Below are 23,936 nucleotides of genomic sequence, written 5' to 3'. Positions count from 1 at the left end.
ATTGTCTGGCACCCCTGTCCTGTACGAGCGGCGCGGCCCGGTCGTGTACGTGACGATGAACCGCCCCCGCTATCGCAACGCCCAGAACTCGGCCATGACCTACGCCCTCGACGCCGCCTTCTACCGGGCCGCCGAGGACCCCGGGGTGAAGGTCGTGGTGCTCGCCGGGGCGGGCGACCACTTCTCCGCCGGGCACGACATCGGCACCCCCGAGCGCGACGCGCACCTGCCGTTCGAGCGGCGCGCCGGGCTGTGGTGGGACCACTCGGAGCGGCGCGGCGGCGAGTCGCGCTTCGCCCGCGAGTCGGAGGTGTACCTGGGCATGTGCCGGCGCTGGCGCGAGCTGCCGAAGCCGGTGATCGCCTCGGTCCAGGGGGCCTGTGTGGCGGGCGGCCTGATGCTCGCCTGGGTCTGCGACCTGATCGTGGCCAGCGAGGACGCCTTCTTCGCCGACCCGGTGGTGCGGATGGGGATCCCGGGCGTCGAGTACTTCGCGCACCCGTGGGTGATGCCGCCGCGGATCGCCAAGGAGTTCCTCTACACCGGCGACCGGATGCCGGCCGGGCGGGCGTACGAGCTCGGCATGGTCAACCGGGTCGTGCCGCGCCACGAACTGGACGCCACCACCGAGCGGCTGGCGCTGCGCGTCGCGGAGATGCCGCAGTTCGGGCTCGCGCTGACCAAGCGCGCGGTGAACCAGGCCGAGGACCTCCAGGGCCTGCACTCCGGCCTCGACTCGGTCTTCGGCCTGCACCACCTGGCCCACGCGCACAACGCGGAGACGGCGGCGGACTCCCTCGGCGGGATGGACGTCGCGGGGATGAAGGAGGCGGCGCGCTGATGGATCTGGCCTGTTCGAGCGCCGAGGAGGAGTTCCGGGCCGAGGCCCGGGCCTGGCTGCGCGCCCATGTGCCCGCCGAGCCGCTGCCGTCCCTGGAGACGGCGGAGGGCTTCGCCGCCCACCGCGCCTGGGAGGCCGAACTCGCCGCCGACCGCTGGTCGGTGGTCTCCTGGCCGGAGCGGTACGGCGGCCGGGGCGCCGACATCTTCCGCTGGCTGGCCTTCGAGGAGGAGTACTACGCGGCGGGGGCGCCCGGCCGGGTCTCGCAGAACGGCATCAACCTGCTCGCCCCCACCCTCTTCGACCACGCCACCGAGGAGCAGCGGGTCCGGATCCTGCCGTCCATGGCGACCGGCGAGACGGTCTGGGCGCAGGCGTGGTCGGAGCCGGAGGCCGGGTCCGACCTGGCCTCGCTCAGCTCGCGGGCGGTGCGGACGGCGGGCGGCTGGCTGCTCTCCGGGCAGAAGACCTGGTCGTCGCGGGCGGCGTTCGCCGACCGGGCCTTCGGGATCTTCCGCACCGACCCGGGCCCGGCGTCGGAGGGCCGGCCGCACCGGGGCCTGACGTACCTGATGTTCGACCTGCGGGCGCCGGGCGTGACCGTGCGGCCGATCGGGCGGCTCGACGGCAAGCCGGCCTTCGCCGAGCTGTTCCTGGACGAGGTGTTCGTGCCGGACGAGGACGTGATCGGCGAGCCCGGCCAGGGCTGGCGGATCGCCATGTCCACCACCGGCAACGAGCGCGGGCTCACCCTCCGCTCCCCCGGCCGCTTCCTGGCCGCCGCCGACCGTCTCGTACGGCTGTGGCGGGACCGGGCGGACCCGGCCGACACGGCGCTGCGCGACCGGGTCGCGGACGCGGTGATCGGCGCGCGGGCGTACCAGCTGTTCACCGCGGCCGGAGCCTCGCGCTTCGCGGCGGGGGCGACCGTCGGCGCCGAGTCGAGCCTCAACAAGGTGTTCTGGTCGACGTACGACATCGCCCTGCACGAGACGGCACTCGACCTGCTGGGCGCGGAGGGCGAGCTGTCGGACGGCGAGTGGGCCGAGGGCCATGTCTTCTCGCTCGCCGGGCCGATCTACGCCGGCACCAACGAGATCCAGCGCGACATCATCGCCGAGCGCCTGCTCGGCCTCCCGAAGGGCCGCCGCTGATGCGTTTCCTGCCGACCGACGAACAGCGCGACTTCGCGCGCTCGCTCGACGCGATGCTGACCGCCGCCGGCACCCCGACGGCGATACGTGCCTGGGCCGCGGGCGATCCCGGGCCCGGGCGGGCGCTGTGGGCCCGGCTCGGCGAGGCGGGCGTGTTCGCGCTCGCCGCGCCCGAGGCGTACGAGGGGATGGGACCGCTTCCCGTCGAACTCGCCCACGCCTTCGTCGAGTTGGGCCGCCACGCCGTCCCGGGGCCGGTCGTGGAGACGGTCGCGGCGACGGCGCTGCTCGCGGAGCTCGCCGAACGGGGCGAGCCGGGACCGGCGAAACGGCTGCTGCCAGGGCTCGTGACGGGCGGGACGGTGGCGACGCTGGCGCTCGACGGCGCATCGCCGTACGCCCTGGACGCGGACGCCGCCGATCTCGTGCTCGCCGTCCGGGGCGAGGAGCTGCGGATCGCGCCCGGGCACGAGGAGGTCCGGGTCTCGGCCGATCCGGTACGGCGGCTCGCCCGGCCGGCGCCCGGCGGGGAGCTGCTCGCGGCCGGGCCGGAGGTCGTCGCGGCGGCCGGGCGGGCACGGGAGTGGGCGCTGCTCGCGACGGCGGCGCAGTCCCTCGGGCTCGGGCTCGCGCTGCTCGACCGAACGGTGGCGTACGCGAGGCAGCGCACCCAGTTCGGAGTGCCGATCGGCTCGTTCCAGGCGGTCAAGCACCGGCTCGCGGACACCCTGATCGGCCTGGAGTTCGCCCGGCCGCTGCTCTTCGGAGCGGCGCTCACCTTCGAGAGCGGCGATCTCGCGGCGGCGAAGGTGACGGCCGGCGAGGCCGCCCACGCGGCCGCCGCCACCGCCCTCCAGGTCCACGGCGCGATCGGCTACACCGAGGAGCTCGACCTCTCCCTCTGGCTGCGCAGGGCCCGGCCCCTGAGGGACGCCTGGGGCAGTCCGTCCTGGTGCCGGGCCCGGGTGCTGACGGACCGCTAGACGGCATCCTCCCGGGTCGGGGAGTCGTCGTTCCCACGCCGGAGCGTGCGCACCGCCCGTCCCGGCGCCCACGTCCGGAAGACGATCTCCTCGCCCTCCACCGAGGTCCGCACGACCTCCGTCAGTTCGACCCGGAAGAGGTGGAAGGGCTGCGGCGCGCCGGCCACCTTCGCGTACCAGTCCAGGGTCCGCGGGTCCGTGACCTCGACCGCGCGCCCGGAGACGCGGACGTCGCCGCCGCCCATGCCCGTGCCCTCGCCCGGGTTGGCGAGCAGCGAGAAGCGCGGGTCGCGGCGCACATCCCGGGCCTTGAGCGAGTTCGGCATCATGCCGAGCCACAGCTCACCGTCCCGGAACTCCGCCTCGATCCCGCTCAGCCGCGGCGAGCCGTCCCTGCGGAGGGTGGCGAGGGCGTGGTGGGTGTACTGGCCGAAGCGCTCGCGGACGGTGGCCGCGAGATCGGGTTCGGCGGCCTCGAAGGCCGCCCAGCCGGCGGTCGGGGTGTTTCCGTTGTCTCCCATGCCTCCAGGGAACACCGGAAACCCGACGCCTTCTGTCTGGATTACTCCGGACTACTCCGCACGCTCGGTCGCCGCGCGCTCGGCCTTGCTGCGCTCGATGCAGAACTCGTTCCCCTCGGGGTCGGCCATGGTGGCCCACCCCGTGCCGTCCGGCCGGCGCCGGTCGTCGACGAGGCTCGCGCCGAGTCCGATCACCCGCTCGACCTCCTCGTCCCGCGTGCGGTCCTGCGGCTGGAGGTCGAGGTGGACGCGGTTCTTGACCGACTTCTTGTCGGGCACCCGGACGAAGAGCAGGCACGCGCCGGCCGAGTCGACGGTCGCCTCGGGGTCGCCGGGGTTGTCGTCGTCGGCGAGGCGGCCGTCGAGCACCTGGGCCCAGAAGGAGGCCAGGGCGTAGGCGTCGGAGCAGTCGATGGTGACGTGTCGCACGAGAGAGGTCATGCGGTCATGTTCGCCCACCTGCGGCGCCCCTGACCATCCGTTTAGGCCAGGCCGATTCCGGCGGCGATGCGGCCCCGGTGCGCGGCGGGGGCGCCGAGCAGACAGGCGGCGGCGTGGGCGCGTTTGAGGTGGTCGTGGGCCGGGTGCTCCCAGGTGATACCGATGCCGCCGTGGAGCTGGACCATCTCGGACGCCGCCCGCCGGTACGCCTCCGAGGCGGCGGACCGTGCGGCCGCCGCGAGCAGCGGCAGCTGTTGGGCTGCCCGGTGAGGGGGTGTACGGCCTTGCAAGGAAGCTTCCTCCCTACTTGACGTACGGGCGTGGCCGGTATCCAATCACAGGCGTTTCGGTTAGGCATATACCTAGTAGGAACATTCTCGGGAGGTCTTCCCATGGAACCCATCGACATCGGCGACATCAAGAACGCCCTGGCCGGCCACTGCACAGGCGTCGCCGTGATCACGGCCGTCACACCCGACGGACAGCCCGTCGGCATGGCCGTGCAGTCCTTCTCGTCCGTCTCGCTCGACCCGCCACTCGTCTGCTTCTGTCCGGCGCACACCTCGACGACCTGGCCGCGCATCCGGGCGGCCGGCGCCTTCGCGGTCAACGCCCTCGCCGCCGACCAGGAGGAGTTGTGCCGGCGGTTCGCGGTGACGGGCGGCGACAAGTTCGCGGGCACGGCCTGGCGGCCGGGCGGCAACGGCGCCCCGCTGCTCGACGGCGCGCTCGCGACGGTCGAGTGCGCGCTCGACGACGTCCTGGACGGCGGCGACCACGCCATCACCCTCGGACGGGTCACGGCTCTGACCGCGCACCGCTCCGGCGCCGGCCCCCTGCTCTACTTCCGGCGCGGTTACGGGCGCTTGCCGCGCCGCCGCTCCCGCTCCGACTCCAGCTCCTCGATGTCGGCGAGCATGGCGTCGGCGAGGTCGCGCTCGGAGGCGTAGTACCGCTCGGCCCACTTCAGGGTGAGCGTCGGGTACGCCCACGCCTCGTCCGCCTTGGCGCCCTCGACGTCCGCCTCGGCGCGCTGCCGCATGGTCTCGGCGAACTCCCGGTGCCCGGCGAGGATCTCGCGCATCTGCTCGGGTTCGAGGAGGTGGCCGAGCCAGAGCCGCAGCATCGGCCCGTGCTTGAGCACCGGCGGGTCGAGCGGCGCGGTGCGGGCCCAGGTGCGCACGGCGGCCAGGCCCTCGTCGGTGATGCGGTAGACCCGCTTGTCCCGCGTGCCGACCTCGGGCGCGACGAGCCGCGAGGTGGCGTAGCCGGCCTTCTCCAGGCGCTTGAGCTCGCCGTAGATCTGGCTGAACGACGGGCTCCAGTAGAAGAAGCGCAGCGACCAGTCCGACCACTTCTTCAGGTCGTAGCCGGACAGCTCCCGCCCGAAGGAGAGCAGCCCGAGCACCGCCCAGCTGGTCGCCGGGAGCCCGGGCAGCTCCACCGGTTCCTCTGTCTTGTCGTCCGCCACGGACCGAAGTCTACGACCCCCTTCCAGGGTCTATGTATGCCTGCTAGAAGTATTCCTATTCGAAATAGCTTCCCAGGGTTCGAAGAACCCGGAGCGAAGGAGAGCTCAGCATGAAGTTCTCGATGATCTTCGAGGCCCAGCTCGTCGACCCCACCCCCGAGCGCGAACGCCAGGTCATCCACGACTGCGTCGAACAGGCCGTTCTCGCCGAGGAGATGGGCTTCGACCGGATCTGGGCGGTCGAGCACCACTCCCTCACCCAGTACGCCCACATGAGCGCGTCCGAGATCTTCCTGACCTGGGTCGCCGCCCGGACGAAGCACATCCGCATCGGCCACGGCGTGGTCACCATGCCCTTCGGCTACCAGCACCCGGTCCGGGTCGCCGAGCGGGCCGCCATGCTCGACGTGCTGTCCGGCGGCCGGGTCGACATCGGGGCCGGGCGCGGGGCGACCAAGCAGGAGATGCGCATGTTCGGGGTGCGCCCCGACGACACGTATCCGCAGATGGAGGAGGCGCTGCGGATCTTCTCCGCCGCCTGGCGCGAGCCGGACTTCGAGTGGCACGGCTCGCTCGACATCGGCCCCGGCGCGATCCTGCCCCGGCCCGTGCAGGACCCGCACCCGCCGCTCTTCATGGCCTGCTCCAAGCACGACACCCTCAAGCTGGCCGCCGAACTCGGCATCGGCGCGCTGGTGATGGGCTTCGCGGGCGCCGACGACGTGCGCGCGATGCGCAAGGTGTACGACGAGGCCATCGCCGTGCGCGACGGCTCCCGGCTCGTCTCGACCGAGGTCAACGACCACTTCTCGGCGCTCTGCCCGACGATCGTCCTGGACGACGCGGCCCGCGCGCTCCGGCTCGGCACCCGCGGCCAGCGCTTCTTCGCCGAGTCCATCGCGCACTGGTACGGCAACGCGCCCGCGCCCACCGGCTACGCCGAGGACGAGGACCACGTCGCCGCGCTCGCCCGGGAGCGGGAGGAGCTGGTGGCCCGGCTGCACGAGGCGAACATCCCGGCCCGCCCGGTCGACACCGGCACGTACAACGCCGACCACGCCTACGGGGACGCCGACACGGCCGTCGCGTACGTGGAGCGGCTGCGGGAGACCGGGGTCGACGAGGTGATGTGCCTCATCCAGATGGGCACGGTGCCGCAGGAGGTGTGCCTGGAGACCATCCGGCAGTGGGGCGAGAAGGTCATCCCGCACTTCCGCGCCCGCGAGGCGACCGCGTGAGCGCCCTCGACGGGAAGACCGTCGTCGTCACCGGCGCGGCCCGGGGCCAGGGAGCCGCGGAGGCGCGGCTCCTGGCGGCGGCCGGGGCGCGGGTCGTCCTCACCGACGTACGGGAGGAGGAGGGCCGGGCGGTCGCGGCCGAACTCGGCGCGGACCAGGGCGTGTTCGTACGGCACGACGTGACGTCTCCGGAAGGCTGGACGACGGTCGTGGACACGGCCCTCGCCTCGTACGGACGCCTCGACGGCCTGGTCAACAACGCGGCTCTGTGGCGGACCGCGCCGGTCGGGTCGGAGACGTACGAGAACTTCGAACTCCTGCTGCGGGTCAACCTCCTGGGGCCGTTCCTCGGCATGCAGGCGGTGCTGCCGGTACTGCGCGAGGCGGGCGGGGGCTCGGTCGTGAACGTGTCGTCGACGGCAGGGCTCGTCGGCGTCCCGGGCCACGCGGCTTACGGGGCGGGCAAGTTCGGGCTGCGCGGGCTGAGCCGCTCGGCCGCCCGGGACCTCGCGCCGTACGGCATCCGCGTCAACACGGTCCATCCGGGCGCCGTCGACACGCCCATGACGGCGGCGGTCGCGGACAAGGACTGGTCGCACGTGCCGCTGGGCCGGATGGGCCGGCCGCAGGAGGTCGGGGAGCTCGTCGCCTTCCTGCTGTCGGACGCGGCCTCGTACGTGACGGGCGCGGAGTTCACGGTGGACGGAGGGCTCACCGCATGACGACGGATCCGCTCACTCCCGCGGCCCGGGCCCTGTGCGACGCGATGTCGGCGGGCTTCCCGCGCCCCGAGGCGGGCGCGGCGGCACTGCGGGCGGCGGCGCGGGCGCACCTGGGAGAGGTCCCGCCCGATGCCACCGACACGTACGCGAAGGATGTCCCCGTCCGTGTATACGAGGGCGAGGCCGGCCCGGTCGTCATCTTCGCGCACGGCGGCGGCTGGGTCCTGTGCGACCTCGACACCCACGACCGGCTGTGCCGGGCGCTGGCCGCCCGTACCGGCGCGACGGTCGTCTCGGTCGGCTACCGCCGGGCTCCCGAGCACCGTTTCCCGGCGGCCGAGGACGACGTCTGGACGGCCCTGGAGTGGGCGGCGGCGAAGTATCCCGGCCGGCCGCTGGTCCTGGCCGGCGACTCCTCCGGCGGCAACCTGGCCGCGGCCTGCGCCCTGCGCGCCCGCGACCACCACGGCCCGGCCCTCGCGGGCCAGCTGCTCGTCTACCCGGTCCTGGACCACCGCCTGGACGGCGGGTCGGCCGACACGTACGCGGAGGGCTTCTTCCACACCACGGCCCATACGCGCTGGTACTGGCAGCAGTACCTGGGGCCCGACGGCGACCCGGTCGCGGCCTCCCCCGGCCTGGCGGACGACGTCTCCGGCCTGCCGCCGACCCTGATCGTCCTCGCCGACTGCGACCCCCTGCGCGACGAGGGCCTCGCCTACGCCCGCCGCCTCTCGACGTCCGGCGTCCCGGCCCACGTCCAGCTCCACACGGGCATGTTCCACGGCTTCCTGGGCGGGCTCGGCGTACTGCCGGAGGCGGACGCGGCCCTGGACGCGGCGGCGGCCTGGCTGACGTCCCTCGTCTGAAACGCGCACCGGCGCTCGCCCAGTCGTCCAGGTCGGGGACAGTGGGGCAAGCGCCGCGCTCAGTTCCGTACGTCGTTGTACGGGACGTCTTGGTGGGGGCCCGCCCGAGAGCGGGCCCGGCCGGATCAGACCGTCAGGGAACGGTCCGTCGGGCGGATCGGGGCCGGCAGGGAGCTGGCGCCCGTGAGGTGGCGGTCGACGCCGCGGGCGGCCGAGCGGCCCTCGGCGATGGCCCAGACGATCAGCGACTGGCCACGGCCGGCGTCACCGGCGACGAAGACGCCATCGACGTTGGTGGCGAAGTCCGCGTCACGCGCGATGTTACCTCGCTCATCGAGGTCTAGACCAAATTGCGCGACCAGGCCGTTCTCCACGTCCGTGCCGGTGAAGCCCATGGCGAGCGTGACCAGCTGGGCGGGGATCTTCCGCTCGGTGCCCGGCTTCTGGGTCAGCTTGCCGTCGACGAACTCGACCTCGACGAGGTGCAGGAACTGGACGTTGCCGTCCTCGTCGCCCTCGAAGTGGGTGGTGGAGACGGAGTAGACCCGCTCGCCGCCCTCCTCGTGGGCCGAGGTGACCTTGTAGAGCATCGGGAAGGTCGGCCAGGGCTGGCCCGCGTTCCGCTCCTCGCCCGGCCTCGGCATGATCTCCAGCTGGGTGACCGAGGCCGCGCCCTGCCGGTGCGCCGTGCCGACGCAGTCCGCGCCGGTGTCGCCGCCGCCGATGACGACGACGTGCTTGCCCTCGGCGGTGATCGGCGGGGTGACGAAGTCGCCCTCCTGCACCTTGTTGGCGAGCGGCAGGTACTCCATCGCCTGGTGGATGCCCGCCAGCTCGCGGCCCGGCACGGGCAGGTCGCGGGCCGTGGTGGCGCCGGCGGCGACGACGACCGCGTCGAATCGCTTGCGCAGGTCGGTGGCGGTGATGTCGCGGCCGACCTCGACGCCGGTGCGGAACTTCGTACCCTCCGCGCGCATCTGCTCGATGCGCCGGTTGATGTGCCGCTTCTCCATCTTGAACTCGGGGATGCCGTAGCGCAGCAGACCGCCGATGCGGTCGGCCCGCTCGTACACGACCACGGTGTGGCCGGCCCGGGTCAGCTGCTGGGCGGCGGCGAGACCCGCCGGGCCCGAGCCGATGACGGCGACGGTCTTGCCGGAGAGGCGCTCGGGCGCCTGCGGCCGCACGTCACCGCCGTCCCACGCCTTGTCGATGATGGAGACCTCGACGTTCTTGATGGTGACGGCCGGCTGGTTGATGCCGAGCACGCACGCGGCCTCGCACGGAGCCGGGCACAGGCGGCCGGTGAACTCCGGGAAGTTGTTGGTCGCGTGCAGCCGCTCCGACGCCGCCTGCCAGTCCTCGCGGTAGGCGTAGTCGTTCCACTCGGGGATGAGGTTCCCCAGCGGACAGCCGTTGTGGCAGAACGGGATGCCGCAGTCCATGCAGCGGCCGGCCTGCTTGCTGATGATCGGCAGCAGGGAGCCGGGGACGTAGACCTCGTTCCAGTCCTTGACGCGCTCGCTCACCGGCCGGGTCTTGGCGACCTCGCGCCCGGTGGTCAGGAAGCCCTTGGGGTCAGCCATTGGTCGCCGCCTCCATCATCTTCTCGGTGGTCTCGGCCTCGGAGAGACCGGCGAGCTCAGCGGCGTCCTTGGCGGCGAGCACTGCCTTGTACGTGGTGGGGATGATCTTGCTGAACCGGGCCGCGGCCGCGTCCCAGTCGGCCAGCAGCTTCTCGGCGACCGTGGAGCCGGTCTCCTCCTGGTGGCGGCGCACGACGTCGTGCAGCCACGTCTTGTCGGAGTCCGAGAGGGCCTCGATCGCACCCAGGTTGCCGGAGTTGACGTTGTTCCGGTCCAGGTCGATCACGTAGGCGACGCCGCCGGACATGCCGGCCGCGAAGTTGCGGCCGGTCTCGCCGAGGACGACCGCCGTGCCGCCGGTCATGTACTCGCAGCCGTGGTCGCCCACGCCCTCGGAGACGACCAGGGCGCCGGAGTTGCGGACGCAGAAGCGCTCGCCGGTGCGGCCGCGCAGGAACAGCTCGCCGCCGGTGGCTCCGTAGCCGATGGTGTTGCCCGCGATGGTGGAGTACTCGGCCAGGTGGTCGGCGCCCCGGTCCGGGCGGACGATCACGCGGCCGCCGGAGAGGCCCTTGCCGACGTAGTCGTTGGCGTCGCCCTCCAGGCGCAGGGTGACACCGGCCGGCAGGAAGGCGCCGAAGGACTGGCCGGCGGAGCCCGTGAAGGTGATGTCGATGGTGTCGGCGGGCAGGCCCGCGCCACCGAACCTCTTCGTCACGTGGTGGCCGAGCATGGTGCCGACGGTCCGGTTGATGTTCCGGATCGCGACCTGGGCGCGGACCGGCTGGGCGGCCTCGGCGGACTCGGCGTTCAGGGCCTCGGCGGCGAGCTCGATCAGCTCGTTGTCGAGGGCCTTCTCCAGGCCGTGGTCCTGCTCGATCAGGGCGTGGCGGACCGCGCCGGCGGGCAGCTCGGGCACGTGGAACAGCGGCTCCAGGTCCAGGCCCTGCGCCTTCCAGTGGGAGACGGCGCGGCTGGTGTCGAGCAGCTCGGCGTGGCCGACGGCCTCCTCGATGGAGCGGAAGCCCAGCTCGGCGAGGAGCTCGCGCACCTCCTGGGCGATGAACTCGAAGAAGTTGACGACGTACTCGGCCTTGCCGGAGAAGCGGTCGCGCAGGACCGGGTTCTGGGTGGCGATGCCGACCGGGCAGGTGTCCAGGTGGCAGACGCGCATCATGACGCAGCCGGAGACGACGAGCGGCGCGGTCGCGAAGCCGAACTCCTCGGCGCCGAGCAGCGCGGCGATGACGACGTCACGGCCGGTCTTGAGCTGGCCGTCGGTCTGGACGACGATCCGGTCGCGCAGGCCGTTGAGCAGCAGGGTCTGCTGGGTCTCGGCGAGACCGAGCTCCCAGGGGCCGCCCGCGTGCTTCAGCGAGGTGAGCGGCGAGGCGCCCGTACCGCCGTCGTGGCCGGAGATGAGCACGACGTCCGCGTGGGCCTTCGACACACCGGCCGCGACCGTGCCGACGCCGACCTCGGAGACCAGCTTCACGTGGATGCGGGCGTCCGGGTTGGCGTTCTTGAGGTCGTGGATCAGCTGGGCCAGGTCCTCGATGGAGTAGATGTCGTGGTGCGGCGGCGGGGAGATCAGGCCGACGCCGGGCGTCGAGTGCCGGGTCTTGGCGACCCACGGGTAGACCTTGTGGCCGGGCAGCTGGCCGCCCTCGCCGGGCTTGGCGCCCTGGGCCATCTTGATCTGGATGTCGTCCGCGTTGACCAGGTACTCGGAGGTGACGCCGAAGCGGCCGGAGGCGACCTGCTTGATCGCGGAGCGGCGCGCCGGGTCGTAGAGGCGGTCCGGGTCCTCGCCGCCCTCACCGGTGTTGGACTTGCCGCCCAGCTGGTTCATGGCGATGGCGAGGGTCTCGTGGGCCTCGCGGGAGATGGAGCCGTACGACATGGCGCCGGTGGAGAAGCGCTTGACGATCTCGGAGACCGGCTCGACCTCGTCGACGGAGATCGACGGGCGGTCGGAGGTGAAGCCGAACAGGCCGCGGAGCGTCATCAGGCGCTCGGACTGCTCGTTCACCCGCTCCGTGTACTTCTTGAAGATGTCGTACCGCTTGGAGCGCGTGGCGTGCTGGAGGCGGAAGACCGTCTCCGGGTCGAAGAGGTGCGGCTCGCCCTCGCGGCGCCACTGGTACTCGCCGCCGATGTCCAGGGCGCGGTGCGCCGAGGCGATGCCGGTGGCGGGGTACGCCTTGGCGTGCCGGGCGGCGACCTCCTTGGCGATCACGTCGAGGCCGGCGCCGCCGATCTTGGTGGCGGTGCCGTTGAAGTACTTCTCGACGAAGGCGGTGTCGAGGCCGACGGCCTCGAAGACCTGGGCGCCGCGGTAGGAGGCGACGGTGGAGATGCCCATCTTGGACATGACCTTGAGGACGCCCTTGCCGAGGGCGTAGATCAGGTTCCGGATGGCCTGCTCGGGCTCGATGTCCGACAGGAAGGTGCCGGCGCGGAGCAGGTCCTCGACGGACTCCATGGCCAGGTACGGGTTGACGGCGGCGGCGCCGTAGCCGATGAGCAGGGCCACGTGGTGGACCTCGCGGACGTCACCGGCCTCGACCAGCAGACCCACCATGGTGCGCTGCTTGGTGCGGATGAGGTGGTGGTGGACGGCCGCGGTGAGCAGCAGCGACGGGATCGGCGCGTGCTCGGCGTCGGAGTGCCGGTCGGACAGGACGATCAGGCGGGCGCCGCCCTCGATCGCCGCGTCGGCCTCGGCGCAGATCTCCTCGATGCGGGCGGCGAGCGTGTCGCCGCCGCCGGAGACCCGGTACAGGCCGGAGAGGGTCACGGCCTTCATGCCGGGCATGTCGCCGTCGGCGTTGATGTGGATGAGCTTGGCCAGCTCGTCGTTGTCGATCACCGGGAACGGCAGCGTGACGCTGCGACAGGAGGCCGCGGTCGGGTCGAGCAGGTTGCTGCCCGGGCCGAGCGAGGACAGCAGCGAGGTGACGAGCTCCTCGCGGATGGCGTCCAGCGGCGGGTTGGTGACCTGCGCGAAGAGCTGGGTGAAGTAGTCGAAGAGCAGCCGGGGCCGCTCGGACAGGGCGGCGATCGGCGAGTCCGTGCCCATGGAGCCGATCGGCTCTGCGCCGGTGCGGGCCATCGGGGCGAGGATGACGCGGAGCTCTTCCTCGGTGTAGCCGAAGGTCTGCTGGCGGCGGGTGACCGAGGCGTGGGTGTGCACGATGTGCTCGCGCTCGGGGAGGTCGGAGAGCTCGATCTCGCCGGTCTCCAGCCACTCCGCGTACGGCTGCTCGGCGGCGAGGGCGGCCTTGATCTCGTCGTCCTCGATGATGCGGTGCTCGGCGGTGTCGACGAGGAACATCTTGCCCGGCTGCAGCCGGCCCTTGCGGACGACCTTGGCGGGGTCGATGTCGAGGACGCCGACCTCGGAGGAGAGCACGACGAGGCCCTCGTCGGTGACCCAGTAGCGGCCGGGGCGCAGACCGTTGCGGTCGAGGACCGCGCCGACCTGGACGCCGTCGGTGAAGGTGACGCAGGCCGGGCCGTCCCAGGGCTCCATCAGGGTGGAGTGGTACTGGTAGAAGGCCTTGCGGGCCGGGTCCATGGAGGTGTGGTTCTCCCACGCCTCGGGGATCATCATCAGCACGCTGTGCGGCAGCGAGCGGCCGCCGAGGTGGAGCAGCTCCAGGACCTCGTCGAAGGAGGCGGAGTCGGAGGCGTCCGGGGTGCAGACCGGGAAGATCCGCTCGATGCCCCGGCCGTCGGCGCCGGTGCCGAAGACGTCGCCGGCGAGCTGGGCCTCGCGGGCCGTCATCCAGTTGCGGTTGCCCTTGACCGTGTTGATCTCGCCGTTGTGGGCGACGAAGCGGTACGGGTGGGCGAGCGGCCAGCTCGGGAAGGTGTTCGTGGAGAACCGGGAGTGGACCAGGGCCACGGCGGTGGCGCAGCGGCGGTCCGACAGGTCCGGGAAGAAGGGCTCCAGCTGGCCGGTGGTCAGCATGCCCTTGTAGACGATGGTGCGGGCGGAGAGCGACGGGAAGTACGTCCCGGCCTCGCGCTCGGCGCGCTTGCGCAGGACGAAGGCCTTGCGGTCGAGCGCGATGCCGCTGCTCGTGCCGTCCGCGACGAAGAGCTGGCGGAAGACCGGCATGGTGGCGCGCGCGGAGGCGCCGAGCAGCTCGGGGGCGACGGGGACCTCGCGCCAGCCGAGGACGTTCAGACCCTCCTCGGACGCGATCGTCTCGATCTGCGAGACAGCCTGTGCGGAGCCGTCTGCAGGGAGGAAGGCGATGCCGACCGCGTACGAGCCGGCGGCGGGGAGTTCGAATCCGGCCACCTCTCGGAGGAAGGCGTCCGGGACCTGGAGCAGGATGCCGGCGCCGTCTCCGGAGTCGGGCTCGGAGCCGGTGGCGCCGCGGTGCTCGAGATTGCGCAGTACGGTCAGCGCCTGCTCGACCAGCTCGTGGCTGGCAACACCGGTGAGGGTGGCCACGAACCCGACACCACAGGCGTCGTGTTCGTTACGGGGGTCGTACATCCCCTGCGGGGCGGGGCGACCGTCCATGGGCGACCAGGCGTCGGAACGCATCGGCTCTCCCGTCGTCGTAGTGGCTGGGGGCGTCTCCCGGACGGGGTCCGGGGGAGCGAAAGCCGAGGGACGACGCTGGCCCTCCGCGAAATTTCGTGCAGGTTACATGATGGCTGGCTTCTCGCGAAGTGGATAGCTCATTCCAGCATGCGGACACCGCCGATACGGGCGGTGATGGTGTGCTGCGGCAATCGGCGCAGCGTTGGTTCAGGCGTGGGGGCGGGAACTACGGCGTTCCCGCGGGGGACGGGTCAGGGGTTCCGGGGGATCCGGGATGGGATCCGGGGATCTCCGGCGACCCGTCGCAGGGGCGGGCCTCATTGCCCGCGGCGCTTGTGCCTCATGCCCGGTGGTCGGGCGTTCGAAACCGCCAGGTAATCGGCTAGATATGTGGCGGCCCGCATATTGTCCCACTGGATCGCGGAATCCGCTCAGGGAGATACGTCACAGCGACACACCCCGGCCCGGCGGGTACGGGAAAGGCCCCCGGAGGATCCGGGGGCCTTGGGTGCGGAGCGGGGCGGCAGCGCTACAGAGCCGCGCCGAAGAGCATGCCGAGCCCGTACGTGACGGCCGCCGCGGCGCCGCCGAGGACGAGCTGGCGGAGCCCGCTGAACCACCAGCTGCGGGCGGTCACCCGGGCCACGAGCGCGCCGCAGGCGAAGAGCCCGAAGAGCGCGAGCAGCAGCGCCGGCCACAGGGCGGTGGCGCCGAGCAGGTACGGCAGTACGGGAAGCAGCGCGCCGAGCGCGAAGGAGCCGAACGAGGACACCGCGGCGACCGTCGGCGACGGCAGGTCGTCGGGGTCGATGCCCAGCTCCTCGCGGGCGTGGATCTCCAGCGCCTGCTCCGGGTCGCGGGACAGCTGCATGGCGACCTCGCGGGCGAGCGCGGGCTCGACGCCCCGGGAGACGTAGAGCGCGGCCAGCTCCTCCATCTCGTCGACCGGGTGCTTGCGCAACTGGCGCCGCTCTACGTCGAGTTCGGCCTGGACGAGCTCGCGCTGCGAGGCGACCGAGGTGTACTCGCCGGCGGCCATCGAGAAGGCGCCGGCCGCGAGTCCGGCGAGGCCGGTGATGACGATGGTCTGCGAGGAGACGGCGCCGCCGGCGACACCGGTCATGAGCGCCAGGTTGGAGACGAGTCCGTCCATCGCGCCGAAGACCGCGGGGCGCAGCCAGCCGCCGTTGACGTCGCGGTGGGTGTGGTTGTCGCGGTGGGCCTCGTGGAGCGGTGCGACGGCTTCGATGATGGACATGCTTCTCCCCTGTCATTCCTGCGGGTTCGGCGTGCCCGCCCCCTCCTGACCTCATCGAAAATACGCCCGATGTAAGGGGCGCGCCAGCAAGGTAGGCCGTACTTAGTAAGGCTCGTCTTAGTGAGGCGTACCTGTCTGAGGACTGCCTTACCTCGTGTCTGACGTGGCGTCACCCGGGTGACAGAAACGTTTCTGTGAAGGCTCGGGCCGCCCGCGTGGCACAGATCGGAGGAGCGCGAAGAGGAGCGCGAAAGGGGAGTGAAGATGGTCGGAACGACGCTGGCCGATCTGCGCGGGCGGGCGCGGGGCGCGCTGCTCGGACTCGCGGTGGGGGACGCGCTCGGCGCGCCCGCCGAAAACCTGCGCCCCTCGCAGATCCGGGCCCGCTGGGGCCGGATCGAGGGCTTCGTGACGGACAGTCCGGCCGGCACCGACGACACCGAGTACGCCGTCTTCTCCGGTCTGCTGCTCGCCCGGCACGGCTCCGCCCTCACCGTCGCCCATGTCGAACAGGCCTGGCACCACTGGATCGCCGACCTCGACGAGGGCCCCTTCCGCGGCGCCGGCTTCTCCGAACGCGGCACCCTGGAGAACCTCCGCCGGGGTCTCGCCGCGCCCATCTCCGCCCAGCACCGGCACGCCTGGAGCGACGGCCTCGCCATGCGCGCCGCCCCCTTCGGCGTCTTCGCCGCCGGCCGCCCCGCCGAGGCGGCCCGGCTCGTCGCCGTCGACGGCACCGTCAGCCACGACGGCGAGGGCATCTACGGCGGCCAGGCCGTCGCCGCGGGAGTGGCGGCGGCGATGGGCGGCGCGTCCGTCACCTCCGTCATCGCCGCCGCGCTGTCCGTCGTCCCCATGGACTCCTGGACCGCCCGCTCCATGCGGCGCGCGGTCGTCGCCGCCCGGCGCGTCATCCCCGACCCCCTCGAACGCGAACGCGCCGTCCGCTCGGCCGTCGTGATCGGCGGCTACCCCTGGACCGACCTCGCCCCCGAGGCCGTCGCCCTCGCCTTCGGTGCCTTCGCCGCGGCCCGCGGCGACTTCCGCACCGCCGTCCTCACCGCCGTCAACATGGGCCGCGACGCCGACACGACGGCGGCGGTGGCGGGCGCGCTCGCGGGGGCGCTGGGCGGGACGGCGGCGATCCCGGAGGAGTGGGGGGCGGCGATCGGGCCGCTGAGGGGGAGCTGCCTGCCGTCGATGCGTGGCTACCACGTGCTCGACATCGCGGACCTGCTGAGCCCGGAAGAGGAGGAAGACCGATGAGTGCTGTGGGCAATCGCTCCGCTGGGCGATGGGGGTACCCCCGGACGGAGTCTGGGGGAGGGTGGGCACAGCCCACGACGGCGGGTGCCGATACGACGGACGGCGCGTCCGCGGACCCGCCCGCGGTACAGGGCGGGCGCCGCGCCCCGGTACTCGGCACCGCCACGCACACCCGCGACCGCACCCGCTCCGCGGCCGCCCGCCGCGACAGGATCGAGGGCCTCCTGCTCGGTCTCGCGGCGGGCGACGCCGCCGGCTGGCCCGCCGCCCGGCACCGGGCCGCCCGGATGCCCGAGTGGACCCGCCGCCTCACCCGCGAGCTCGACACCTTCGCGGAGGAGAACGCGACCACGACCCTGCCCGTGCCCATCGCCCTCAACCAGCCTCCCGAGCCCCTGCGCCTCGGCCCCTCCGACGACGCCGAGTGGGCGGTGTTCACCGCGGAGGCGCTGCTCGCCGCCACCGGCCCGGGGCCCCTGTTCCGTACGCTCACGCCCGAGCGCCGGCTGCGCGCCGCCGTCGACCTCGCCTGGAACTCCCTCGCGAGCCAGGTCGCCGCCGCGGCCGACCGCGCGCCCGAGGTGGAGTCCGCCGTCCTGCCGCTGCGCGCCCGGATCTCGGTGCGTGCCGGTCTCGGCAACCTCGCCGCCGGGCTGCGGCCGCCCGCCACCGGCCACGACAACCCGCACTACTTCGACGACGCCGCCTGCGTACGCGCCGCCGTGCTCGCCCTCGTCCACCCCGGGGACCCGGTCACGGCCGCCGAACTCGCCGAGTTCGACGCCCGGTACACCCAGGACGGCGACGGCGTCCACGGCGCCCGCGCGATGGCGGCGGCCACGGCGGCCGCGATCGGCGGGGCCGGCCCGGACGGTGCGGTGGAGGCGGCCCTGGAGCAGCTCCCGCCCGCCACGGAGATCGGCCGCAACGGCCGCCACGCGGTCAAGCTGGCCCGTACCGCCGCCACCGCCTTCGAGCTGGTCCCGCTCCTGGAGCACCAGATCGTGGACCACGTCTACAGCTACGGCATCGCCGCCGCCGAGACCGTCCCCGTCGCTCTCGCGCTCACCCTCGCCGCCCGCGGCGACGTCACCCTCGCCGTGCCCGCCGCGGCCTGTCTCTCCCGGGTCGCCGACTCGGCCCCGGCGCTGGTGGGCGCGCTCACCGGCGCGCTGGGCGGCGGTACGGCGGTCCCGGCGACCTGGCGGGAGGCGTGCCGGACCCTCGCGGGCTGCGCGCTGCCCCGGCTCGCGGGCACCGACCTGGTCGAACTCGCCGGGCTCCTCGCAGCCACGGAACCGGCCGCCCCGGGTGGACAATTCCGACATGACACCCCTCACACCCCCGCTGGATGACCGGATCACCGGCAGCCTGGTCGGGGCCGCCGTGGGCGACGCCCTCGGCGGCCCGGTCGAGGGCTACACCCCCGAGCAGATCCTCGAACGCCACGGCGGCCGCGTCACCGGCATCGTCGGCCCCTGGAACGGCGACGCCTGGCGCACCGCCCGCCCCATCGCCCCGTACCACAAGGGCGACGGACACGTCACCGACGACACCCTGATGACACATGCGCTGATCAGGGTGTACGACAAGGTCCGCGACCACCTCGACGCGTACGCGGTCGCCGAGCACCTCGTCCCCGAACTCATGGACCGCACGGTCTGGATCCCCGAACTGGAGGCCGAGGCCCTGCCCCTCCAGCGCGTCTTCCTCGCCGAGAAGTGGATCGTCACCCGGCTCCACTACGGCCACGCCGACCCGCGCGAGGCCGGCACCGGAAACATCGTCAACTGCGGTGCCGCGATGTACATGGCGCCCGTCGGCCTGGTCAACGCCGCCAACCCGGCCGCCGCCTACGCCGAGGCCCTCGACATCGCGGGCGCCCACCAGTCCTCGTACGGACGCGAGGCGGCCGGCGTCTTCGCGGCGGCCGTGGCGGCGGCCTGCGTCCCGGGCGCGACCCCGCGCTCGGTCGTCGACACGGCGCTCGCCCTGGCCAAGGACGGCACCCGCGCGGCGATCGAGGCGGTCGCCGAAGTCGCCGACGCCCACCAGGACTTCGAGCCCGCGCTCACCCCGCTCCGCCGCGCCGTCGCCCCCTTCGACTCTGTCGGCCCCGACTACCGCGCCCCCTCCCTCGACGCCCGCCGCCCTTCCCGCGTCCACGCCATCGAGGAGCTGCCCATCGCCCTCGGCATGCTCCTCGTCGGCGCGGGCGACTACCGCCGTACGGTCCTGGGCTCGGTCAACTACGGCCGCGACTGCGACTCCATCGCCACCATGGCGGGCGCGCTCGCGGGCGCGCTGCACGGCGAATCCGCCGTCCCGCGCGACTGGGCCAAGCAGGTCGCCGAGGCCAGCCGCCTCGACCTCCACGCCCCGGCGACCACCCTCACCGCCGTCGCCCACGAGGTCTTCACCCGCGACACCGCCCGCCGCCGCGCCCACGAGTCGGCGTACGCGACGCTGACGGGCACGACACGATGACCCACGACACAGGCCCCTCCCCCGACGGGGCCGCCCGGGCGGAAGGCAACGGCGCCGGGCCGCCGGACCGCTCGGCCGCCGTCGACCGGGTCCGCCTCACCTGGGTCCAGCCCGAGGACCTGGTCGGCCACGAACTCCGCCAGGCCGCCGAGGACGGCCGCGACGCCCGCCAACTGGCCGCCCGCTGGTACGCCGCCGGTGGCCGCCCCGCCCCGGCCACCGCCGGCGCCTCCCCCACCCCCGCGCCCGGCCTGCGCCCCCTGGCCGAGGACATCCTCGACGCCCTGGCCGAACTCCCCGGTCCCCTGACCGCTCAGGAGCCCACCGATCTGGCGGCGATCACCGCCGCCTGCCCCGACTGGCCGTCCGGCCCCGCCACGACGCCAGGCGCAGAGGGAGGGATGGAGGAATCCGGCGCCCTTCTCAACCGCCTGCACGCCGCCTGGCTCGGCCGCGCCGCCGGCTGCCTCCTCGGCAAGCCCGTCGAGAAACTGCCCCTCGCCGCCATCCGCGCCCTCGCCCGCGCCACCGGCAACTGGCCGCTCTCCGACTGGTTCACGGCCCGCGGCGTCGACCCGCACCTCCTCGCCGCGCACCCGTGGAACCGTCGCTCCGCCCACACCTCCCTCGCCGAGAACATCGACGGCATGCCCGAGGACGACGACCTCAACTACCCGCTCCTCAACCTGCTCCTCCTGCGGCGCCACGGCCGCGCCTTCACCACCGCCGACGTCGCCCGGCTCTGGCTCGACGAGCTGCCCGCGGGGCGGACGTTCACCGCCGAGCGGGTCGCGTACCGCAACCTCCTCGACGGCGTCGAACCCCCGCACACCGCCACCCGCCGCAACCCGTTCCGGGAGTGGATCGGCGCGCTGATCAGGGCGGATGTGCACGGCTTGACGCACCCGGGAGACCCAGCGGGGGCGGCTCGCCAGGCGCACCGGGACGCGGTCCTGACGCACACCGGGAACGGGGTGTACGGCGCGATGTTCGTCGCGGCGAGCCTCGCGGAGGCCGCGAGCGGCACGGCGGACGTGCACCGTGCGCTGGCGGCCGGGCTCGCGGTCGTACCACCGGAGTCACGGCTGGCGCACGCCGTCCGCTTCGGCGTCGCCGCCGCCCGCGCCGACCGCGACTTCGACGCCGTCGTGGACCGGCTCCATGCCGAGTTCGGCGGGTATCACTGGGTCCATGTCGTCCCCAACGCCGCTCTGCTCGCCGCCGCGCTCACCCACGCCGACGGCGACTTCACTCGCTCGATCTGCGCGGCGGTCTCCGGCGGCTGGGACACCGACTCCAACGGCGCCACCGCCGGCTCGGTCGCCGGGCTGCTCGCCGGCCACCCCGACCGGCTGCCCGAGCGCTGGACCTCCCCTCTCAAGAACCGGCTCGCGACCTCGGTGCCGTCCTTCGACGGCATCGGCTTCGACACCCTGGCCGCACTGACGCACTCGGAGGCAGTACGCCCATGACCAGCCCCACCGCCCCCAGCAATCCGCCCGGCATCGTCGTGCTCGGCAGCACCAACATGGACCTCGTGGCCTATGTGTCCAGGGCCCCCGCCCGCGGAGAGACGGTCACCGGCCGCGAGTTCCGCACCGTCCCCGGCGGCAAGGGCGCCAACCAGGCGGTGGCCGCCGCGCGGGCGGGCGCGGAGGTGTCGATGATCGGCGCGGTGGGCACCGACGACTTCGGCACGCGGCTGCGGGCCGCACTCGACCACAGCTCGGTCGACACGGACCTGCTGCGCACGGTGGAAGGCGCGTCGGGCACCGCGCACATCGTCGTGGACGACGAGGGCGGCAACGCGATCGTCGTCGTCCCCGGCGCGAACGGCACCGTCACCTCCCTCGACCATGGCGACGAGGCGCTGATCGCGACCGCCGACGCCCTGCTGCTCCAGCTCGAACTCCCCCTCTCCGTGGTGGTCGAGGGCGCCCGCTACGCCCGGGAGCACGGCGTGCGGACCGTCCTCACCCCGGCGCCGGCCGGGCCGCTACCGCCCGAACTCCTCTCCTTCACCGATCTGTTGGTGCCGAACGAGCACGAGGCCGCCGCCCTCACCGACCTCGCCGACCCGCGCGCCGCCGGCCTCGCCCTGCTCGACGCCGTGCCCGAGGTGGTGGTCACCCTGGGCGCGGCCGGCTGTCTGTATCTGGCGCGCGGCCGGGAGCCGGTGGCCGTGCCCGCGCCCGGGGTGAAGGCCGTGGACACCACCGCCGCCGGTGACACGTTCGTCGGCGCGCTGGCCGTTGCGGTCACCGAGGGCAGGCCGATGCCGGAGGCGCTGGCCTGGGCGTCGGCGGCCGCCGCGCTGTCGGTCCAGCGCGCGGGTGCGTCCACCTCGATGCCGTACCGCACCGAGATCGAGGCGGCCCTCGGCGCCGCCGGGAACCCGGAGGCCGAGCCCGCATGAACACCGGCACCGACGCCCCGGCACAGACGCCGGCCCCGCCCCTGCACGGACTGCGGGTCCTCGACCTCGCCACCCTCTTCGCGGGCCCGCTCGCCGCGACTATGCTCGGCGACTTCGGCGCGGACGTGGTCAAGATCGAGCACCCCCGCAAGCCCGACCCGTCCCGCGGCCACGGCCCCGCCAAGGACGGCGTCGGTCTGTGGTGGAAGGTCCTCGGCCGCAACAAGCGCACGATGACCCTGGACCTGTCCACGCCGGGCGGCCGCGACACGCTGCTGCGGCTGGCGGCCGGCGCGGACGTGGTCGTGGAGAACTTCCGGCCCGGCACGCTGGAGCGCTGGGGGCTCGGCTGGGAGGAGCTGTCGGCCGTCAACCCGCGCCTGGTCCTGGCCCGGGTCACCGGCTTCGGCCAGTTCGGCCCGTACGCCCACCGGCCCGGCTTCGGCACGCTGGCCGAGGCGATGAGCGGCTTCGCCGCCATCACCGGCGAACCGGACGGCCCGCCGACGCTGCCGCCCTTCGGCCTCGCCGACTCCATCGCGGCGCTCGCCACCGCGTACGCCGTGATGACCGCGGTCACCGCGAGGCACACCACCGGCCACGGCCAGGTCGTCGACATGGCCATCATCGAACCGATGCTCTCCGTCATCGGCCCTCACCCCCTCTGGTACGACCAGCTCGGCTACGTCCAGCCGCGCACCGGAAATCGCTCCCGCAACAACGCCCCGCGCAACACGTACCGGACCTCCGACGGCTCCTGGGTCGCCGTGTCCACCTCCGCCCAGTCGATCGCCGAGCGCGTGCTGCGCCTGGTCGGCCGGCCGGACCTGATCGACGAGCCCTGGTTCGCCGACGGCACCGGCCGGGCCGCGCACGCCGAGGTCCTCGACGAGGCCGTCGGCTCCTGGATCGCCCGGCACACCCGCGAGGAGGCCATGACCGCCTTCGAGAAGGCGGAGGCGGCCATCGCCCCCGTCTACGACGTCCGGGACGTCCTCGACGACCCCCAGTTCCGGGCCCTCGGCACCGTCACCGAGGTCCCGGACCCCGAACTCGGGCCGCTCCGCATGCAGAACGTCCTCTTCCGGCTCTCCGAGACCCCCGGCGCGATCCGCTGGGCCGGCCGGCCGCACGGCGCCGACACCACCGAACTCCTCGCCGAACTCGGCCTCACCGGCACCGAGATCGACACCCTGCGCGCGCAAGGAGCCGTATGACCGCCGCGCCGCCCCTCACCTGGCTCTACGCGCCGGGCGACCGGCCCGCCGTGGTACGGAAGGCGCTCGTCTCCGGCGCCGACGTCGTCATCGTCGACCTGGAGGACTCGGTGGCGCCGGACCGCCGGGCCTACGCCCTGGCCGCCACCGCCGAACTGCTCGCCGACCCCCAGCCCGTACCGGTCCACGTCCGCGTCCACACACCTCGCGACATCCCATCCCTGGTCTCCCTCCCCGGACTCGTCGCTCTCCGTGTTCCCAAGGTGACACACGCCACTGACATCGCCCGGATCGCCGAGGTCTCCGCGGGGCTCCCGCTCTACCCGCTCCTGGAGAACGCCCTGGCCGTGGAGCACGCCTTCGCCATCGCCACCGCCCACCGCTCGGTCCACGGCATCGCCCTCGGCGAGGCCGATCTCGCCGCCGACCTGGGGGTACGGGAGGACCGCGGCCTCGACTGGCCGCGCAGCCGGGTCGTGGTCGCCGCCCGGGCGGCCGCGCTCCCTCCCCCGGTCCAGTCCGTGCACCCGGACGTCCGCGACCTCGACGCCCTGGCCGAGAGCTGCGCCCGGGGCCGGGCCCTGGGCTTCCTGGGCCGGGCCGCGATCCATCCCCGGCAGCTGCCGGTCATCGAGCGGGCCTACCTCCCCACCTCCGACGAGCTCGCGGCGGCCGAGGAGGTCGTCAAGGCCGCCGAGGCCCGGGCGGGCGCCCTGGCACTCGCCGACGGCCGCTTCGTGGACGCCGCCGTCGTCACGCGCGCCCGCCGCGTCCTGGCCCTGGCCGCCCGCCGGGCCTGACCGCACCGCGAAACGGGGGTGGGGCGGGCGGGGCGGCGGGGGGCCCGGCGCGCGCCCCGGGGGGGGGGCCCGGGGCGGGGGGGGGCCCCCCCCCCCCCCCCG

Annotated in this window: 21 protein-coding genes; 14 read left to right on the top strand and 7 right to left on the bottom strand. The window is 73.5% G+C overall.

Going from position 1 to position 23,936, the window contains the following annotated elements; translation table 11 throughout:
• The first annotated feature begins 1 nt into the window (after position 1).
• From ACWEV0_RS02045 to ACWEV0_RS02035, 3 genes are read left to right on the top strand one after another with little or no spacing between them, the layout of a single operon-like run.
• Positions 2-841 (top strand): enoyl-CoA hydratase, encoded by an 840-nt coding sequence (locus ACWEV0_RS02045; RefSeq protein ID WP_453145597.1) that lies wholly within the window; start codon positions 2-4, stop codon positions 839-841.
• Positions 841-1,995 carry an acyl-CoA dehydrogenase family protein gene (locus ACWEV0_RS02040; protein WP_453145595.1) on the top strand — a complete coding sequence of 385 codons (1,155 nt, stop codon included), beginning with the start codon at positions 841-843 and terminating at the stop codon, positions 1,993-1,995. Before ACWEV0_RS02045 ends, ACWEV0_RS02040 begins: the two co-directional genes overlap by 1 nt.
• Positions 1,995-2,978 (top strand): acyl-CoA dehydrogenase family protein, encoded by a 984-nt coding sequence (locus ACWEV0_RS02035; RefSeq protein WP_453145593.1) that lies wholly within the window; start codon positions 1,995-1,997, stop codon positions 2,976-2,978. Before ACWEV0_RS02040 ends, ACWEV0_RS02035 begins: the two co-directional genes overlap by 1 nt.
• On the opposite strand, the gene ACWEV0_RS02030 is transcribed toward ACWEV0_RS02035, so the two are convergent.
• From ACWEV0_RS02030 to ACWEV0_RS02020, 3 genes are read right to left on the bottom strand one after another with little or no spacing between them, the layout of a single operon-like run.
• Positions 2,975-3,499, bottom strand: a complete 525-nt coding sequence (locus ACWEV0_RS02030; protein WP_453145591.1) for a pyridoxamine 5'-phosphate oxidase family protein — start codon at positions 3,497-3,499, stop codon at positions 2,975-2,977. The two genes, ACWEV0_RS02035 and ACWEV0_RS02030, sit on opposite strands and share 4 nt — an antisense overlap.
• A 51-nt stretch (positions 3,500-3,550) precedes the next feature.
• Positions 3,551-3,940, bottom strand: coding sequence for a VOC family protein (locus tag ACWEV0_RS02025; protein ID WP_453145589.1), 390 nt, complete (start codon positions 3,938-3,940; stop codon positions 3,551-3,553).
• 41 nt (positions 3,941-3,981) lie between these two features.
• The gene (locus ACWEV0_RS02020) at positions 3,982-4,230 is read right to left on the bottom strand and encodes an acyl-CoA dehydrogenase family protein (protein WP_453145587.1); all 249 of its coding nucleotides are present in this window, start codon (positions 4,228-4,230) and stop codon (positions 3,982-3,984) included.
• Positions 4,231-4,332: 102 nt separating this feature from the next.
• Here ACWEV0_RS02020 and ACWEV0_RS02015 point away from each other — a divergent pair, with 102 nt between their 5' ends.
• The gene (locus tag ACWEV0_RS02015) at positions 4,333-4,890 is read left to right on the top strand and encodes a flavin reductase family protein (protein WP_453145585.1); all 558 of its coding nucleotides are present in this window, start codon (positions 4,333-4,335) and stop codon (positions 4,888-4,890) included.
• Here ACWEV0_RS02015 and ACWEV0_RS02010 read toward each other — a convergent pair.
• Entirely contained in the window at positions 4,797-5,411 is a 615-nt protein-coding gene (locus tag ACWEV0_RS02010; protein WP_453145584.1) for a helix-turn-helix transcriptional regulator, read from the bottom strand. The genes ACWEV0_RS02015 and ACWEV0_RS02010 overlap by 94 nt on opposite strands.
• Positions 5,412-5,521: 110 nt before the next feature.
• Here ACWEV0_RS02010 and ACWEV0_RS02005 point away from each other — a divergent pair, with 110 nt between their 5' ends.
• From ACWEV0_RS02005 to ACWEV0_RS01995, 3 genes are read left to right on the top strand one after another with little or no spacing between them, the layout of a single operon-like run.
• Positions 5,522-6,649 (top strand): LLM class flavin-dependent oxidoreductase, encoded by a 1,128-nt coding sequence (locus ACWEV0_RS02005; RefSeq protein ID WP_453145582.1) that lies wholly within the window; start codon positions 5,522-5,524, stop codon positions 6,647-6,649.
• Positions 6,646-7,371 (top strand): SDR family NAD(P)-dependent oxidoreductase, encoded by a 726-nt coding sequence (locus tag ACWEV0_RS02000; RefSeq protein ID WP_453145581.1) that lies wholly within the window; start codon positions 6,646-6,648, stop codon positions 7,369-7,371. Before ACWEV0_RS02005 ends, ACWEV0_RS02000 begins: the two co-directional genes overlap by 4 nt.
• The gene (locus tag ACWEV0_RS01995) at positions 7,368-8,240 is read left to right on the top strand and encodes an alpha/beta hydrolase (protein ID WP_453145579.1); all 873 of its coding nucleotides are present in this window, start codon (positions 7,368-7,370) and stop codon (positions 8,238-8,240) included. Before ACWEV0_RS02000 ends, ACWEV0_RS01995 begins: the two co-directional genes overlap by 4 nt.
• Positions 8,241-8,365: 125 nt before the next feature.
• On the opposite strand, the gene ACWEV0_RS01990 is transcribed toward ACWEV0_RS01995, so the two are convergent.
• From ACWEV0_RS01990 to ACWEV0_RS01980, 3 genes are all read right to left on the bottom strand, one after another.
• Positions 8,366-9,826, bottom strand: coding sequence for a glutamate synthase subunit beta (locus tag ACWEV0_RS01990; protein ID WP_453145577.1), 1,461 nt, complete (start codon positions 9,824-9,826; stop codon positions 8,366-8,368).
• Positions 9,819-14,390, bottom strand: a complete 4,572-nt coding sequence (gene gltB / locus ACWEV0_RS01985; RefSeq protein ID WP_453145574.1) for a glutamate synthase large subunit — start codon at positions 14,388-14,390, stop codon at positions 9,819-9,821. The genes ACWEV0_RS01990 and gltB overlap by 8 nt, the downstream gene beginning before the upstream one ends.
• Positions 14,391-14,919: 529 nt before the next feature.
• On the bottom strand, positions 14,920-15,648 hold the full coding sequence (locus tag ACWEV0_RS01980) for a VIT1/CCC1 transporter family protein (protein ID WP_453145573.1): 729 nt from the start codon (positions 15,646-15,648) through the stop codon (positions 14,920-14,922).
• Between the two features lie 264 nt (positions 15,649-15,912).
• On the opposite strand from ACWEV0_RS01980, the gene ACWEV0_RS01975 reads away from it, so the two are divergent.
• Genes ACWEV0_RS01975 through ACWEV0_RS01945 form a run of 7 tightly spaced genes read left to right on the top strand, consistent with a single transcriptional unit; the run spans position 15,913 to position 23,834 of the window.
• Positions 15,913-16,914 (top strand): ADP-ribosylglycohydrolase family protein, encoded by a 1,002-nt coding sequence (locus tag ACWEV0_RS01975; RefSeq protein ID WP_453145571.1) that lies wholly within the window; start codon positions 15,913-15,915, stop codon positions 16,912-16,914.
• Positions 16,911-18,269, top strand: a complete 1,359-nt coding sequence (locus ACWEV0_RS01970; RefSeq protein ID WP_453145570.1) for an ADP-ribosylglycohydrolase family protein — start codon at positions 16,911-16,913, stop codon at positions 18,267-18,269. Before ACWEV0_RS01975 ends, ACWEV0_RS01970 begins: the two co-directional genes overlap by 4 nt.
• A complete protein-coding gene (locus tag ACWEV0_RS01965) occupies positions 18,241-19,401 on the top strand; it encodes an ADP-ribosylglycohydrolase family protein (protein WP_453145569.1) in 1,161 nt (386 codons plus the stop codon). The genes ACWEV0_RS01970 and ACWEV0_RS01965 overlap by 29 nt, the downstream gene beginning before the upstream one ends.
• Positions 19,398-20,873 (top strand): ADP-ribosylglycohydrolase family protein, encoded by a 1,476-nt coding sequence (locus ACWEV0_RS01960; RefSeq protein WP_453145567.1) that lies wholly within the window; start codon positions 19,398-19,400, stop codon positions 20,871-20,873. The genes ACWEV0_RS01965 and ACWEV0_RS01960 overlap by 4 nt, the downstream gene beginning before the upstream one ends.
• Positions 20,870-21,817 (top strand): ribokinase, encoded by a 948-nt coding sequence (gene rbsK, locus ACWEV0_RS01955; protein WP_453145565.1) that lies wholly within the window; start codon positions 20,870-20,872, stop codon positions 21,815-21,817. The genes ACWEV0_RS01960 and rbsK overlap by 4 nt, the downstream gene beginning before the upstream one ends.
• Positions 21,814-23,034 (top strand): CaiB/BaiF CoA transferase family protein, encoded by a 1,221-nt coding sequence (locus ACWEV0_RS01950; RefSeq protein ID WP_453145563.1) that lies wholly within the window; start codon positions 21,814-21,816, stop codon positions 23,032-23,034. Before rbsK ends, ACWEV0_RS01950 begins: the two co-directional genes overlap by 4 nt.
• Positions 23,031-23,834, top strand: a complete 804-nt coding sequence (locus tag ACWEV0_RS01945) for an HpcH/HpaI aldolase/citrate lyase family protein (RefSeq protein WP_453145562.1) — start codon at positions 23,031-23,033, stop codon at positions 23,832-23,834. Before ACWEV0_RS01950 ends, ACWEV0_RS01945 begins: the two co-directional genes overlap by 4 nt.
• The last annotated feature ends 102 nt before the right edge of the window (positions 23,835-23,936 follow it).

The organism is Streptomyces sp. NPDC003943 (assembly GCF_053605265.1).
Note: the sequence above shows the minus strand (reverse complement) of the source record. Positions and strands in the feature narration are given on the sequence as shown.

Coding starts and splice junctions, on each gene's coding strand:
- ACWEV0_RS01945 (WP_453145562.1), top strand. CDS start 23,031: ATGACCGCCGCGCCGCCCCTCACCTGGCTCTACGCGCCGGGCGACCGG.
- ACWEV0_RS02005 (WP_453145582.1), top strand. CDS start 5,522: ATGAAGTTCTCGATGATCTTCGAGGCCCAGCTCGTCGACCCCACCCCC.
- ACWEV0_RS01970 (WP_453145570.1), top strand. CDS start 16,911: ATGAGTGCTGTGGGCAATCGCTCCGCTGGGCGATGGGGGTACCCCCGG.
- ACWEV0_RS02025 (WP_453145589.1), bottom strand. CDS start 3,940: ATGACCTCTCTCGTGCGACACGTCACCATCGACTGCTCCGACGCCTAC.
- rbsK (WP_453145565.1), top strand. CDS start 20,870: ATGACCAGCCCCACCGCCCCCAGCAATCCGCCCGGCATCGTCGTGCTC.
- ACWEV0_RS02040 (WP_453145595.1), top strand. CDS start 841: ATGGATCTGGCCTGTTCGAGCGCCGAGGAGGAGTTCCGGGCCGAGGCC.
- ACWEV0_RS01960 (WP_453145567.1), top strand. CDS start 19,398: ATGACCCACGACACAGGCCCCTCCCCCGACGGGGCCGCCCGGGCGGAA.
- ACWEV0_RS01965 (WP_453145569.1), top strand. CDS start 18,241: ATGACACCCCTCACACCCCCGCTGGATGACCGGATCACCGGCAGCCTG.
- ACWEV0_RS02035 (WP_453145593.1), top strand. CDS start 1,995: ATGCGTTTCCTGCCGACCGACGAACAGCGCGACTTCGCGCGCTCGCTC.
- ACWEV0_RS01950 (WP_453145563.1), top strand. CDS start 21,814: ATGAACACCGGCACCGACGCCCCGGCACAGACGCCGGCCCCGCCCCTG.
- ACWEV0_RS02030 (WP_453145591.1), bottom strand. CDS start 3,499: ATGGGAGACAACGGAAACACCCCGACCGCCGGCTGGGCGGCCTTCGAG.
- ACWEV0_RS01995 (WP_453145579.1), top strand. CDS start 7,368: ATGACGACGGATCCGCTCACTCCCGCGGCCCGGGCCCTGTGCGACGCG.
- gltB (WP_453145574.1), bottom strand. CDS start 14,390: ATGCGTTCCGACGCCTGGTCGCCCATGGACGGTCGCCCCGCCCCGCAG.
- ACWEV0_RS01980 (WP_453145573.1), bottom strand. CDS start 15,648: ATGTCCATCATCGAAGCCGTCGCACCGCTCCACGAGGCCCACCGCGAC.
- ACWEV0_RS01975 (WP_453145571.1), top strand. CDS start 15,913: ATGGTCGGAACGACGCTGGCCGATCTGCGCGGGCGGGCGCGGGGCGCG.
- ACWEV0_RS01990 (WP_453145577.1), bottom strand. CDS start 9,826: ATGGCTGACCCCAAGGGCTTCCTGACCACCGGGCGCGAGGTCGCCAAG.
- ACWEV0_RS02015 (WP_453145585.1), top strand. CDS start 4,333: ATGGAACCCATCGACATCGGCGACATCAAGAACGCCCTGGCCGGCCAC.